The sequence below is a fragment of the Promicromonospora iranensis genome, assembly GCF_028994805.1.
Lineage (GTDB): Bacteria > Actinomycetota > Actinomycetes > Actinomycetales > Cellulomonadaceae > Promicromonospora > Promicromonospora iranensis.
In genome coordinates this window covers 1-13,192 of the sequence record NZ_JAJQQP010000001.1, presented here as the reverse complement: position 1 = coordinate 13,192, position 13,192 = coordinate 1, and the positions used below count along the sequence as shown (strand labels likewise).

General features: G+C 68.5%; 9 protein-coding genes. 8 read left to right on the top strand and 1 reads right to left on the bottom strand.

The genetic code is table 11. The features are described from left to right. The first annotated feature begins 20 nt into the window (after positions 1-20). The 3 genes from LUM46_RS00045 (at position 21) to LUM46_RS00035 (ending at position 6,152) form a co-directional block, all read left to right on the top strand. On the top strand, positions 21-1,496 hold the full coding sequence (locus LUM46_RS00045; protein ID WP_274991498.1) for a family 43 glycosylhydrolase: 1,476 nt from the start codon (positions 21-23) through the stop codon (positions 1,494-1,496). 72 nt (positions 1,497-1,568) lie between these two features. Further along, complete coding sequence (locus LUM46_RS00040; RefSeq protein WP_274991497.1) at positions 1,569-5,189, top strand: alpha-L-arabinofuranosidase C-terminal domain-containing protein; 3,621 nt, start codon at positions 1,569-1,571, stop codon at positions 5,187-5,189. Positions 5,190-5,372: 183 nt separating this feature from the next. Then, positions 5,373-6,152 carry a GTP pyrophosphokinase gene (locus LUM46_RS00035; protein WP_274991495.1) on the top strand — a complete coding sequence of 260 codons (780 nt, stop codon included), beginning with the start codon at positions 5,373-5,375 and terminating at the stop codon, positions 6,150-6,152. Between the two features lie 98 nt (positions 6,153-6,250). Here LUM46_RS00035 and arfA read toward each other — a convergent pair whose 3' ends face one another. Then, positions 6,251-7,783 (bottom strand): arabinosylfuranosidase ArfA, encoded by a 1,533-nt coding sequence (arfA, locus tag LUM46_RS00030; protein WP_274991493.1) that lies wholly within the window; start codon positions 7,781-7,783, stop codon positions 6,251-6,253. Between the two features lie 117 nt (positions 7,784-7,900). Here arfA and LUM46_RS00025 point away from each other — a divergent pair, with 117 nt between their 5' ends. From LUM46_RS00025 to LUM46_RS00005, 5 genes are all read left to right on the top strand, one after another. Continuing rightward, positions 7,901-8,986 (top strand): LacI family DNA-binding transcriptional regulator, encoded by a 1,086-nt coding sequence (locus LUM46_RS00025; RefSeq protein ID WP_274991492.1) that lies wholly within the window; start codon positions 7,901-7,903, stop codon positions 8,984-8,986. Between the two features lie 146 nt (positions 8,987-9,132). Further along, entirely contained in the window at positions 9,133-9,618 is a 486-nt protein-coding gene (locus tag LUM46_RS00020) for a hypothetical protein (protein WP_274991490.1), read from the top strand. 161 nt (positions 9,619-9,779) lie between these two features. Further along, positions 9,780-11,132 (top strand): ABC transporter substrate-binding protein, encoded by a 1,353-nt coding sequence (locus LUM46_RS00015; protein ID WP_274991488.1) that lies wholly within the window; start codon positions 9,780-9,782, stop codon positions 11,130-11,132. Further along, a complete protein-coding gene (locus LUM46_RS00010; protein ID WP_274991487.1) occupies positions 11,129-12,100 on the top strand; it encodes a carbohydrate ABC transporter permease in 972 nt (323 codons plus the stop codon). Before LUM46_RS00015 ends, LUM46_RS00010 begins: the two co-directional genes overlap by 4 nt. Continuing rightward, positions 12,100-13,017: a carbohydrate ABC transporter permease gene (locus LUM46_RS00005; protein WP_274991486.1), complete on the top strand. Its 918-nt coding sequence runs from the start codon at positions 12,100-12,102 to the stop codon at positions 13,015-13,017. The genes LUM46_RS00010 and LUM46_RS00005 overlap by 1 nt, the downstream gene beginning before the upstream one ends. Positions 13,018-13,192: the final 175 nt, after the last annotated feature.

Genomic DNA, 13,192 nt, shown 5'->3' with positions numbered 1-13,192 from the left:
ACATGCATCCAATTACAACGATGAACGAAGCCCCCGGCAGGGCTCGCCCTGCTCGTTCGGTGCTGGCGGCGGTGCTCGTGGCCGCCCTCGCGATGATCGGTCTGGTGGGCTCGCCCACCTCGGCCAGGGCCGCCGTGGACACCGGCCGGTGGTACGTGATCGAGTCCGCCCACTCCGGCCTGGTGCTCGACGTCGAGGGCCGGTCCACGGAGCCGGGCGCCCTGCTCACCCAGTGGGGCCGGGGAGACGGCCACCACCAGCAGTTCCGGTTCCTGGACTCCGGGAACGGGTACTACCGGATCCAGGCGCGGCACTCCAGCCTCGTGCTCGACGTGTTCGAGTGGAACGCGGACAACGGCGCGGACATCGCCCAGTGGGAGGACCTGGACGCGACCAACCAGCAGTGGCAGGTCCGGGAGAACTCCGACGGGACCGTCACCTTCCTCAACCGGTTCTCGGGCAAGGCCATGGACCTGTGGGAGTTCTCCACCGAGGCCGGGTCGCGGATCTCGCAGTACGACGACAACGGTCTGGCCGCGCAGCGGTGGAACCTGGTCCCGGTCAGCTCGAGCGGCACGCTCACCAACCCGATCCGCACCAATGGTGCGGACCCCTGGCTGGAGTACTGGGACGGCTACTACTACCTGTCCACGACCACGTGGAACTCGACGGTGGTCATGCGGCGGGCCACGACCCTGGCCGGCCTCTCCACCGCCCCCGACACCGTGGTGTGGGACGACGCGGGGAACACGTCCCGCTGCTGCAGCCACTGGGCACCGGAGTTCCACCGGATCGGCGGCACCTGGTACCTGACCTACACCTCGGGCAACTCGCAGACCAACCTCGACGGCCAGCGGATCCGTGTGCTGCGGTCCACGAGCAGCACCCCGATGGGGCCCTACGAGTTCATGGGTACCCCGCTCCCGAACCAGTGGAACATCGACAGCTCGTACCTCCAGCACGGCGGGAACCTGTACCTGCTGTTCTCCGAGTGGATAGGACAGAACCAGACGGTCCGGATCCAGCGGATGACCAACCCGTGGACCGTCACGGGACCGCAGGCGACCCTGACCACGCCGCAGCACTCCTGGGAGACCCAGGGGGCACGCGTCAACGAGGCGCCCGCCATACTGCAGCGCGGCGGGCGGACCTTCATGACGTTCTCCGCGTCGTCGTGCAACACGGCCGACTACAAGCTCGGGATCGCCGAGCTCACGGGCAGCGACCCGATGAACCCTGCGCACTGGACCAAGCACCCCCAGCCGGTGCTGTCCCAGGGCAACGGCGTCTACGGGACCGGGCACAACGGGTTCTTCACCTCACCCGACGGCACCGAGGAGTGGGTCGTCTACCACGGCAACCCGTCGGCGTCGGACGGCTGTGGATCCACCCGGCAGACCCGCGCCCAGAAGATCGACTGGACCTCCGACGGCTGGCCGGTGTTCGGCAGCCCGGTCAGGTCCGGGCAGGTCATCGCCCCGCCCTCGGGCGAGTAGCACCCCGTGGCGGTGGGGCGCAGATCTCCCAGCACACGGACCACGCCAACCCGAACGAGAAGGAGAACATCGATGCATCAACACTCACCACGGCGGGCACGGCGGTTGTGGCTCGCCGGCGCCCTCACGTTGGGGCTCATCGCCCCGACCGCGGCGGTCTCCGCGGCGGCGCCGGACGGTGACGCCGGTCCGGCGTCGGCCACCGCAGCGGACGGCGACCACGCCGCCTACTTCTTCCCCTACTTCACCGGTGAGTCGACCGCCGACGGCGAGACCATCTCGTTCGCCGTCTCGAACGGCCCGGACCCGCTGGAGTGGACGACGCTGAACGGCGGCGAGCCGGTGCTCAGCTCCGAGCTCGGTACGGAGGGCCTGCGCGACCCGTTCGTCATCCGTGGTGGCGACGGCACGTACTATCTGCTCGCCACGGACCTGAAGATGCACGGGGGCGGCAGCTTCGGCGACGCCCAGGAGACCGGCAGCCGCAAGCTCATGGTCTGGGAGTCCACCGACCTGGTGAGCTGGGGTGAGCAGCGCGAGATCGAGCTGGCCCCCGAGAACGCGGGCAACCTGTGGGCGCCCGAGGCGTTCTGGGACGAGGCGGCCGGCGAGTTCGTCGTCTACTGGGCCTCCGCCCTGTACCCGGCCGACGTCCCGCCCGCCGAGCGCGACATCCGGACCTCGTACCAGCGCATGATGTACGCCACCACCACGGACTTCGAGACGTTCTCGGAGCCGCAGGTGTGGATCGACGAGCCGCAGGGCGACGGCCTCGGCATGATCGACTCCACGGTCCAGGAGGAGGACGGCGTCTACTACCGCCTCACCAAGGACGAGTCGTACATGGGGATGCGCCAGGAGTCGTCCACGGACCTGCGTCGCACCCAGGGCGTGTCCGACGGCGACGGCTGGGACCTGATCGCCGAGCGTGTCGGGTTCGGGCAGCCGAACCCCTGGGGCGGTACGTTCACGGGCGGTGAGGGACCCACGCTGTTCCCGTCCCTCACCGACGACCGCTGGTTCCTGCTCCAGGACCAGCCGAGCTACCACGGCGGCCAGGGCTACATGCTCTTCGAGACCGACGACCTGAGCAGCGGTGAGTGGACCGCCAACCTCGACGCGACCCTGCCCGCCAGCCCGCGGCACGGCACGGTCCTGCCGATCACCGCGGAGGAGCAGGCGGCGCTGCTGGCGGCGTACCCGCCGGCCGAGGCCCCGGTGCAGGAGCACACGCTCGACGTCGACGCCGCGGCAGCGGGCACGGAGATGAGCGACGACCTCTACGGCGTCTTCTACGAGGACATCAACTACGCGGCCGACGGCGGCCTGTACGCCGAGCTGGTCCGCAACCGGTCCTTCGAGTTCGCGGCCACGGACAACCAGAGCTTCACCGGCATGACCGGCTGGGACGTGGTGCAGCGGCGCGGGTCGAGCGGCTCTGCCGAGGTCGAGTCCGAGCGGGCCGAGTGGCTGAACGACGCCAACCGGGCGTACCTGACGGTCGAGGCCGACGGGCCGGGCGTCGGCGTGCGCAACGCGAGCTACAACGAGGGCTTCGCCATCGAGAAGGGCAAGAAGTACGACTTCTCGGTGTTCGCCCGGGCCGAGCGCAAGCAGCCCCTGCGGGTGAGCCTCGAGTCCCCGGACGGCAGCACCACCTACGCGTCGACCACCGTGCAGGTGAACGGCAGCGACCGGTGGAAGAAGCGCACGGCCAAGCTCACCGCGAGCGGTACCGCCGCCGACGCCCGTCTCGTGGTCACGGGCGGTGCGGCGGGCACGCTGCGCCTCGACATGGTCTCCCTGTTCCCGCGGGACACGTGGGAGGGCCCCGTCAACGGGCGGTCGGTGCTGCGCAAGGACCTCGCGCAGAAGGTCGCCGACCTGGAGCCGTCCTTCCTGCGGTTCCCCGGCGGCTGCGTGACCAACGTGGGCACGTTCGACACGTACCTGGAGTCGGACGGCGCGGACCGCCGTCGGACCTATCAGTGGAAGGAGACCATCGGGCCGGTCGAGGAACGCCCGACCAACTGGAACTTCTGGGGCTACAACCAGACCTACGGCCTGGGCTACCTCGAGTACTTCGAGTTCGCCGAGGACCTGGGCGCGACGCCGCTCCCGGTGCTGTCGGTGGGCGCCAACGGCTGCGGCAGCACCATCCCCGAGATGACCGACGACGTCCGCATCGACCGCTGGGTGCAGGACACCGTCGACCTGATCGAGTTCGCCAACGGGTCCGTGGACACGGAGTGGGGCGCCAAGCGCGCCGCGCTGGGCCACCCCGAGCCCTTCGACCTGAAGTACATCGGGCTGGGCAACGAGGAGAACACCCGCACGTTCGAGGCCAACTTCCCGCGGTTCCGGGACGCCGTCGAGGCGGCCCACCCGGACGTCACGGTGATCTCCAACACCGGTCCCGACGACTCGGGCGCCCGCTTCGACGAGCTGTGGGACTACAACGTCGAGCAGGGCGTCGCGATGGTCGACGAGCACTACTACAACGACCCGTCGTGGTTCCTCAGCAACACCGAGCGCTACGACTCCTACGACCGCGAGGGACCGCACGTCTTCCTCGGCGAGTACGCCTCACGCGGCAACGCGTGGTCCAACGCGCTGTCCGAGGCCGCGTACATGACCGGGATCGAGCGCAACGCCGACCTGGTCGAGCTCGCGTCCTACGCCCCGATGTTCGCCAACGAGGACTACGTCCAGTGGTCCCCGGACATGATGTGGTTCGACAACGACGAGTCCTGGGGCTCGACGTCGTACTACACGCAGCAGATGTTCATGACGAACACCGGCGACCAGGTGGTCCCGTCCGCGCACGAGGGGCCCGAGGCAGCAGCGCCGGGCCTGTCCGGCGGCGTGTTCCTGTCGTCCTGGCTCACGCAGGCGGCGTACGACGACGTGACCGTCACCGACAACGAGACCGGTGAGGTGCTGTTCTCCGACGCGTTCGACGACGCGTCGCAGTGGGCGGCGCAGCGCGGCGACTGGGCGGTGCAGGACGGTGAGTACGTGCAGTCCAGCACGGGTGTCGAGGACGCCCGGTCGATCATCACCGACGCCTACGGCCGGGACTGGGACAACTACACGCTCGAGCTCGACGCCCGGAAGCTCGGCGGTGGTGAGGGCTTCCTGGTCGGGTTCGCCGCAGGTGCCGCCGACCAGTTCTACTGGTGGAACCTGGGCGGCTGGGGCAACTCGCGGCAGGCGCTCGAGCGGGCCGACGGCGGCCGGCAGGGCGAGGTCGCGGCGCGCGAGGGCCACTCGCTGGAGACCGGACGGGACTACCGCGTCAAGGTGGTGGTGTCGGGCCGGACCATCAAGATGTACCTCGACGGCGAGCTGCAGATGACGTACACCGAGCCGGTCACCGAGTCGCTGTACCAGGTGGTCACGCGGGACGAGGACACCGGTGAGCTGGTGCTCAAGGTCGTCAACCCCTTCGAGTCGGTGGCGCGCACGGCGGTCACGGTCGACGGGTACGCGGTGGAGCCCGACGCCGAGGTCATCGAGATGACCGGGGCGCCGTCGGCCATGAACACCAAGGCGCAGCCGGAACGGGTCGTGCCGGTGGAGGGCACGACGACGCTCGACGTGGCACGGTCGGGCGACGGCACGGAGTTCAGCTACGACTTCGCGCCCCACTCGATCACCTTCCTCCGCCTGAAGGAGCCCAACGGCAGCTGACCTCACGCCGAGGTAGTCACCTGGCGAGGTAGTCATGCAGCGAGGTAGTCACTGAGCACGAGCTGGGTGACTACCTCGCCAGACGACTACCTCGCCAGACGACTACCTCGCCAGTCGACTACCTCGGCGAAAGGGGTGGCGTTCCAGCCCACAGCTCCATCCTCAGCCCGTACCGTGGTCCCCGTGAGCAAGCTGCCCCAGGACGTCCGGGAACACCCGATACCTGACCCCGCCGAGCTCCGGAAGCTCGTCAGCGAGCTCCGCAGACTGGTGCTGACCTACAAGTTCGGGATCGACGAGGTCATGACCAAGGTCTCGATCCTGCGCGACGAGTTCCGGCACATGCAGAACTACAACCCCGTCGAGCACGTGGGTTCGCGGCTCAAGTCGTTCGAGTCGATCGTCGCCAAGTGCCGCCGCAAGAGCATCCCGCTGACACCGGAAGGCGTCCGGGCGCAGATGTTCGACATCGCCGGCGTGCGGATCACCTGCAGCTTCGTCAACGACATCTACCTGGTGCGCGACATGCTGCTCAAGCAGGCAGACCTGACGCTGCTGGAGGAGCGGGACTACATCAAGCACCCGAAGGCGACCGGGTACAAGTCGCTGCACCTCATCGTGCAGATCCCGGTGTACCTGTCCGACCGGGTCGAGGACGTCATCGTCGAGATCCAGCTGCGCACCATCGCGATGGACTTCTGGGCCAGCCTCGAGCACAAGATCTACTACAAGTACGACGGCGACGTGCCCCGGCCCCTCACCGACTCGCTCAAGCTCGCGGCCGACGTGGCCTGGTCGCTCGATACCTCGATGGAGCGGATCCACGACGAGGTCAAGGCGATCTCGGGCGACGAGGAGCCTGTGGCGAGCAGGCACAACCTCCACACCCCGGAGGAGATGCTGCGCGACTTCTGGCGGGCCGCCGAGGCGGACGGCGGATTCGGCTTCGGCAGCGACGCCTGACCTTCGTTGTCGTGAGCGTGATCGTTGCGCCTGGAACGGGCAGGTAGTCGCAACGATCACGCCCACAACAAGAACGATCACGCCCACAACAAGAGGGTCTACAGGCTGGTGAGCCTGCCCGACAGTGCTGTCCACGACTCCGGGGCCAGCGTGACCTTCGTCGTCGCGCCGTCGCCCTGGGCGACTCGCCCGGCGACGTCGAACGCGCCCCAGTGCTCGGCGGCCACCTTCTCGGCATGCTCCGGCCCGACGACGGCGGTCTCGTGGTCGGCGGTCATGGCCCAGCCCTCGGTGACCTCGAGCGCGGCGCCCAGGTGCGCCAGCTCCACCTCGACGGGCTCCGCGGACCTGTTGGTCAGGAACAGCGCGCACGCGCCGTCCGCCAGCGTGGCCGCCGCCGTGACCGCCGGCACCTCGCCGTGGGCCTTGGTGGTGATGCTGGGTCCGGTCACGCGCAGGTCGAGCGCCTCGCCCCGCGCCAGGCGGGCCGTCGTCGCGAACGGGTGGAACGTCGGCTGCCGCCAGGCCTCCCCGCCGGGCTCGGTCATGATCGGCGCGATCACGTTGACGAGCTGGGCGAGGCACGCCACGGGGACACGGTCGGCGTGGTTCAGCAGCGTGACCAGCAGGTCGCCCACGACCACGGCGTCGAGCCCGGAGTAGACGTCCTCGATGATGCGCGGCGCGTCCTTCTGGATCGGCAGGTTCGCCTCGCCGGGGAACCGGCTCTGCAGGTACCAGACGTTCCACTCGTCGAACGAGATGGTGATGCGCTTGTCGGAACGGCGCTGGGCGCCCACGGCGTCCGCCGAGGCCACCACCCGGTCGATGAACCGGTCCATGGCCGTGCCCGACCCGAGGAACGACGCGCGGTCGTCGTCCAGCTCCTCGTAGTAGGCGTGCATGGAGATGTGGTCCACCAGGTCGTAGGTGTACTCGAGGACCGTGCGCTCCCACTCGCCGAACGTCGGCATCTGCATCGACGACGACCCGCAGGCGACCAGCTCGATGGACGGGTCCACGAGCTTCATCGCGTGCCCGGCGTTGCGGGCGAGCTTGCCGTACTCGTGCGCGTCCTTGTGCCCGATCTGCCAGGGGCCGTCCATCTCGTTGCCCAGGCACCAGAGCTTGACCCCGTAGGGCTTCTCCCGGCCGTTGGCGATGCGCAGGTCGGCCCAGCGGGTCCCGGCCTCGCCGTTGCAGTACTCGAGGAGGGCCACTGCCTCCTCGACACCGCGGGTGCCGAGGTTGACGGCCATCATCGGCTCGATGCCCTCGCGCTCGGCCCACTGGAGGAACTCGTCGGTGCCCACGAGATTGGGCTCCACGGTGCGCCACGCGAGATCGAGGAACGGCTTGCGCTGCTCCACGGGCCCGACGGCGTCCTCCCAGCGGTAGTTCGACACGAAGTTGCCGCCCGGGTACCGGACGGTGGTGACGCCGAGCTCGCGCGTCAGGTCGGCGACGTCGCGGCGGAAGCCGTGGCTGTCGGACGTCGGATGGCCCGGTTCGTGGATGCCGGTGTAGACCGCACGCCCCAGATGCTCCACGAAGGAGCCGAACAGGCGACGGTCGACGGTGCCGACGGTGAAGTCGGGGTGCAGCAGCACGCGGGTGCGGGAGGTCGTCATTGTTCCTCGCTGGATCGGTCGACGGCTTTACATCGTTGCACACTAGTCGATCTACGACGCGGGGGTCACGGCGGTCCTCTACTCTGTGGGAAAACTCGGGGAGCGGAGGCTGGCAGCGTGGCTGTGACCATGCACGACGTAGCGCAGCGCGCAGGCGTGTCGATCAAGACCGTGTCGAACGTGGTGAACGGCTACCCGTACATCCGTGCCGAGACGCGGCAGCGGGTCCAGTCCGCCATCGAGGACCTGGGCTACCGCGTGAACATGTCCGCCCGGAACCTCCGCACGCGCCGCACGGGGCTGATCACGCTGGCCGTTCCCGAGCTGTCGCTCCCGTACTTCGCGGAGCTCGCCGACTCCGTCATCTCGGCCGCGGACACCGCCGGGTGGACGGTGCTCATCGAGCAGACGAGCGCCAGCCGCGAGCGGGAGACCGACGTGCTCTCGGGCCGGCGCAGGCATCTCACCGACGGGCTGATCTTCTCGCCTCTGGCGCTCGGCCCCGACGACATCGCCCTGTTCACCGTGGACTTCCCGATAGTGATCCTCGGCGAGCGGGTCTTCGGGGCGCCGGCTGACCACGTGACCATGAACAACGTGGCGGCGGCCAAGGCGGCGACGCTGCACCTGGCGTCGCTCGGCCGCCGTCGCATAGCCCTGATCGGGGCGCACGCGGGCGAGCAGGTCGGGTCTGCCGCACTGCGCACCGCCGGCTATCTGGAGGGGCTCGCGGAGGCCGGCCTGCCGCACGACCCGGCACTGATCGGCGAGGCGGGCCTCTGGCACCGCTCCACCGGCGCGGAGGCCATGCGCCGCATGCTTGACGACGGCACGGAGATCGACGCCGTCTTCGCGCTCAACGACGCCCTCGCCCTCGGCGCGCTGCACGCCCTGCACGCCCACGGGATCGACGTCCCGGGCCAGGTGGCGCTCATCGGGTTCGACGACGTCGACGACGCGAAGTACTCGGTCCCCGCGCTGTCCTCCGTGGACCCGGGCCGCGACCAGATCGCGCGCACCGCCGTCGAGCTGCTGCTGGAACGCATCGGCGCGACCGGCGACCCGGCGCCGTTCCGCCGCGTGGTGCCGGACTCGCGGATCGTGGGCCGCGAGTCGACGGGTGACGTCGCGCAGGGTCAGGAGGGCCGGCTGGTGAGCGTCCAGGAGGGCGGTATCGAGACGGTGGAAGTCGCTTCCGGGTGACTGAGAATGCCTGCTCTGCACCCCGAGAGGCCCTTTTCCCGGAACCGGTGAAATCACCGGACCCTGGTCCGGCGGTGGCTTTTCTCGCGGTCCTCGGGACGGCTTCGGTGCTTTGTGCGGTGTGTGCTGGAGCGCGCGCAGGAGCCGTGACGTTCCCGGTGATCACACCGCTCGGCACAGCTAGTTTCTATGGCTCGGGAGATGTGACAGGCGCAGTCGCCTGGCTCGCCACGACCATCCTGGCTTCCTCGGGCATCGCCCCGGTTCGTGACCGCGCGTCCTCCGTCGTGGCGAGGGCAGGTCTCGGGTTGTGTGGTGTGGTCGTGGCTCTCTCCGCGTGGGTGGGCGCCATGTTCCGGGCCAGCCTGCCCTTTGTCGCGGACGGTTGTTCCCAGGGAGAGTGCTGGACGAGCGAGGCGGTGGGATGGTCCAACGCTTCACCGTTCGTCCTCACTGGTCTGGTCATGGTCGTACTGGCATTGTTCTGTCGTTCGGCATGGGTACGAAGAATCGTTCCCGTCGTTGTTCTGCTGATTCTTGTGGTGGGATACGGATTCCTGTGGGAAGAGCATCTGTTCGACATTCTGTCCGGACCCGCTCCGCTCTGGTTCGTCGACCACTCGGGGCAGTAGGAGCGGGTGGAAGGGTGCACCGTCTCCTGCTCCGGTCTTGCCACGGCGTCGGCTACGGGGTAGAACGGTGGCGAGCGTTCCTACAACGTTGAAAGAGCCCGGCGACGACGCCGGGTACACCCCGGCCCCTCGGCCGCGGTACCGAATCAAGGAGGACTCGGATGCGCACATCAGCCCGACGCCGCGGCGTGGCTGCCGCAGCCGCCATGGCAGTATCCGCCGTCGGCCTCGCGGCCTGTTCCGGTGGTGGGGGCGGCGCCGAGGCGGCGACCTGCACCAACGAGATCAAGCAGCCCGACGCGACCCAGGTGACGGTGTGGGCGTGGTACCCGTCGTTCGAGACGATCGTGGACCACTTCAACGAGACCCACACCGACCTGCAGGTCTGCTGGACCAACGCGGGCCAGGGCGCCGACGAGTACAACAAGTTCCAGACCGCCATCGAGGCCGGTACCGGCGCGCCCGACGTGATCATGCTCGAGGCCGAGGTGATCCCGACCTTCACCATCCTCGACTCGCTCGTCGACCTGTCCGAGTACGGCGCCGGCGAGCTCGAGGGCGACTACACCCCCGGCTCCTGGTCCGACGTCTCCAACGGCGACGCCGTCTACGCGATCCCCGTCGACGGCGGCCCCATGGGCATGCTGTACCGCGCCGACATCTTCGAGGAGCACGGCGTCGACGTGCCGACCACCTGGGACGAGTTCGCCACGGCGGCCCAGGACCTGCGCGATGCGGGCTTCGAGGGCCACATCACCGACTTCCCGACCAACGGCAACGCGCTCAACTACGCGCTGTTCGCGCAGAACGGCTGGGAGCCGTTCCAGTACGACACCGCGAAGCCGACGGAGATCGGCATCAACGTCGACAGCCCGGAGGCCGAGGAGGTCCTCGGCTACTGGAAGGGCCTGATCGACGACGACCTGGTGGCCACCGAGGACGCGTTCACCACCGACTACAACGCGGCGCTCGTCGACGGCACCTACGCCGTCTACCTCGCGGCCGCCTGGGGCCCCGGCTACCTGCAGGGTCTGTCGGAGGCCGACGCCGACGCCGAGTGGCGCGCGGCGCCGCTCCCGCAGTGGGACACGGAGAACCCGGTCCAGGTGAACTGGGGCGGCTCGACCTTCGCCGTGACCACGCAGTCCGAGCAGCCGGAGGCCGCGGCGACCGTGGCCAAGGAGCTGTTCAACACCGAGGAGGCCTGGAAGCTCGGCGTCGAGGAGGCGGCCCTGTGGCCGCAGTGGAAGCCGATGCTCGAGTCGGACTGGTTCACGGAGCGCGAGGCACCGTTCTTCGGTGGCCAGAAGATCAACGAGGAGGTGTTCCTCGAGGCGGCCAACGGGTACGAGGGCTTCTCGTTCAGCCCGTTCCAGGTCTACGCCTATGACCAGCAGACGCAGGCCCTCTACGACATGGTGGAGAAGGACACGGACGCGGCGACCGCGCTGAGCACCGTCCAGGACGGTCTGGTGCAGTACGCCACCGAGCAGGGCTTCACGGTCACGGAATGAGTTCGGGAACGAGGTCGGGGATGGGCTCGGAGGTCACCACGGGCAAGAGCGTCGTCGCGCCTGCCACGACCCGCCCGACCAGCAAGATCGCCAGCCGACGGCAGCGCTGGGGATACGTGTACGTGGCGCCGTTCGCCATCGTGTTCGCCGTGTTCCTGGTGCTGCCCCTCGGCTACGCCCTCTGGATGAGCCTGCACAACAAGGGCATCGCCACCGCCGGGCGCAACGTGTTCGTGGGGGCCGACAACTACGTCAAGGCCTTTACGGACCCGGTGTTCCTGGAAGGGCTCTGGCGGGTGCTCCGGTTCGTGCTGGTGATGGTGCCGGTCCAGATCCTGGTCGCGCTCGTGGCGGCGCTCCTGCTCGACACGCTCGCGACGCGGCTGAGCCGGGTCTCGCGGCTGCTGATCTTCGTGCCGTACGCCATCCCCGCGGTGATCGGTGCCCTGATGTGGGGCTTCCTGTACAGCCCGCGGTTCGGCCCGGCGCAGGAACTGTTCGGCCTGGTGGGCCTGACCGCGCCGAACTTCCTCAGCTCCGCGAACATCTTCGGGTCGCTGGTCAACATCGTGACCTGGCAGTGGGTGGGCTACTACATGATCATCATCTACGCGGCGCTCCGCTCGATCGACCCGTCGATCTACGAGGCCGCGGTGCTCGACGGCGCCGACCGCCGGCAGATCGCGCTGCGGATCAAGGTGCCGATGATCTCGTCGTCGATGGTGATGATCGTGGTCTTCGCGCTCATCGGCACCCTGCAGTTCTTCACGGAGCCGCAGGTGCTGCGGTCCTCCGCGATGGGCGCCATCCCGACCGACTACACCCCGAACATGTACGCGTTCGCCACGGCGTTCAACTACAGCCAGTTCAACTACGCGTCGACGCTGGCGTTCTCGCTGGGCTTCCTCGTGTTCGTGGGCTCGTACCTGTTCCTCTTCCTGACGCGCAAGCAGAGCGGGCTGAAGTGATGGCGAACTCGACAGTGCTTTCCAGGTCACGCGCCGAGCGGGCCGCGGCGGAGCGGACGACGGGGGAGCCCGTGGGCCAGGGCCGCCGCATCGGCTCTCACGTGGTGCTCGTGCTGCTCGCGCTCTACTTCGTGGTGCCGCTGTGGTGGCTGGTGGTGGCGTCCACCAAGACCAACGCGGGCCTGTTCGGCGGTGCGCCGCTCTGGTTCGGCTCCGACTTCGCCCTGTTCGACAACATCGCCGGTCTCTTCAGCCACCAGGGCGGCATCTACTGGATCTGGTTCCGCAACTCGTTCGTGTACGCGATCGCGGGCGGTGTCGGCGCGACGGTGCTCTCGGTGCTGGCCGGCTACGGCCTCGCCAAGTACCGCTTCCGGGGCCGCAGCGCGTTCTTCGCGCTGCTGCTCGGCTCCGTCATGGTGCCGATGACGGCGCTCGTGATCCCCACCTTCGTGCTGCTCAGCGGCCTGGGCCTGCTCAACACGATGTGGGCGGTGATCCTGCCGTCGCTGCTCAGCCCGGTGGGCGTGTACCTGGTGCGGGTCTACGCCCAGGGCGCGGTGCCCGAGGAGGTGCTCGACGCCGCACGGGTCGACGGAGCGGGTGAACTTCGTCTCTTCTTCCAGGTGGTCCTGCCGCTCCTCCGGCCCGCGATCGTGACTGTGCTGCTCCTCACCACGGTCGCCACGTGGAACAACTTCTTCCTGCCGCTGGCGGTGCTGCGTGACCCGAACCTGCTCCCCGTGACGGTCGGGGTCTACAACTGGCAAGCCCTTTCCAACGCCGGCGCGGGCGGCGAGCAGGTCTGGAACCTCATCGTCACCGGGTCGTTCATCTCGGTGGTTCCGCTGGTCGCAGCGTTCCTGTCGCTGCAGAAGTACTGGCAGGGTGGGCTCTCGCTCGGGAGCGTGCGGTGACGCGGACTACCCAGGACGACGCTTCCCGGATTCAAGAGTTGACTGTATCGATGCCGTAACCATCCAGTAAGTTCTCCTTACTTCCCCTCTACCACCGCTACGGTGATCACCGTCACCGGTCGGCAGTGGCGAAGTTCAGCCGACTCGGTTTTGACCAACGGACGTGTGAGCGTTC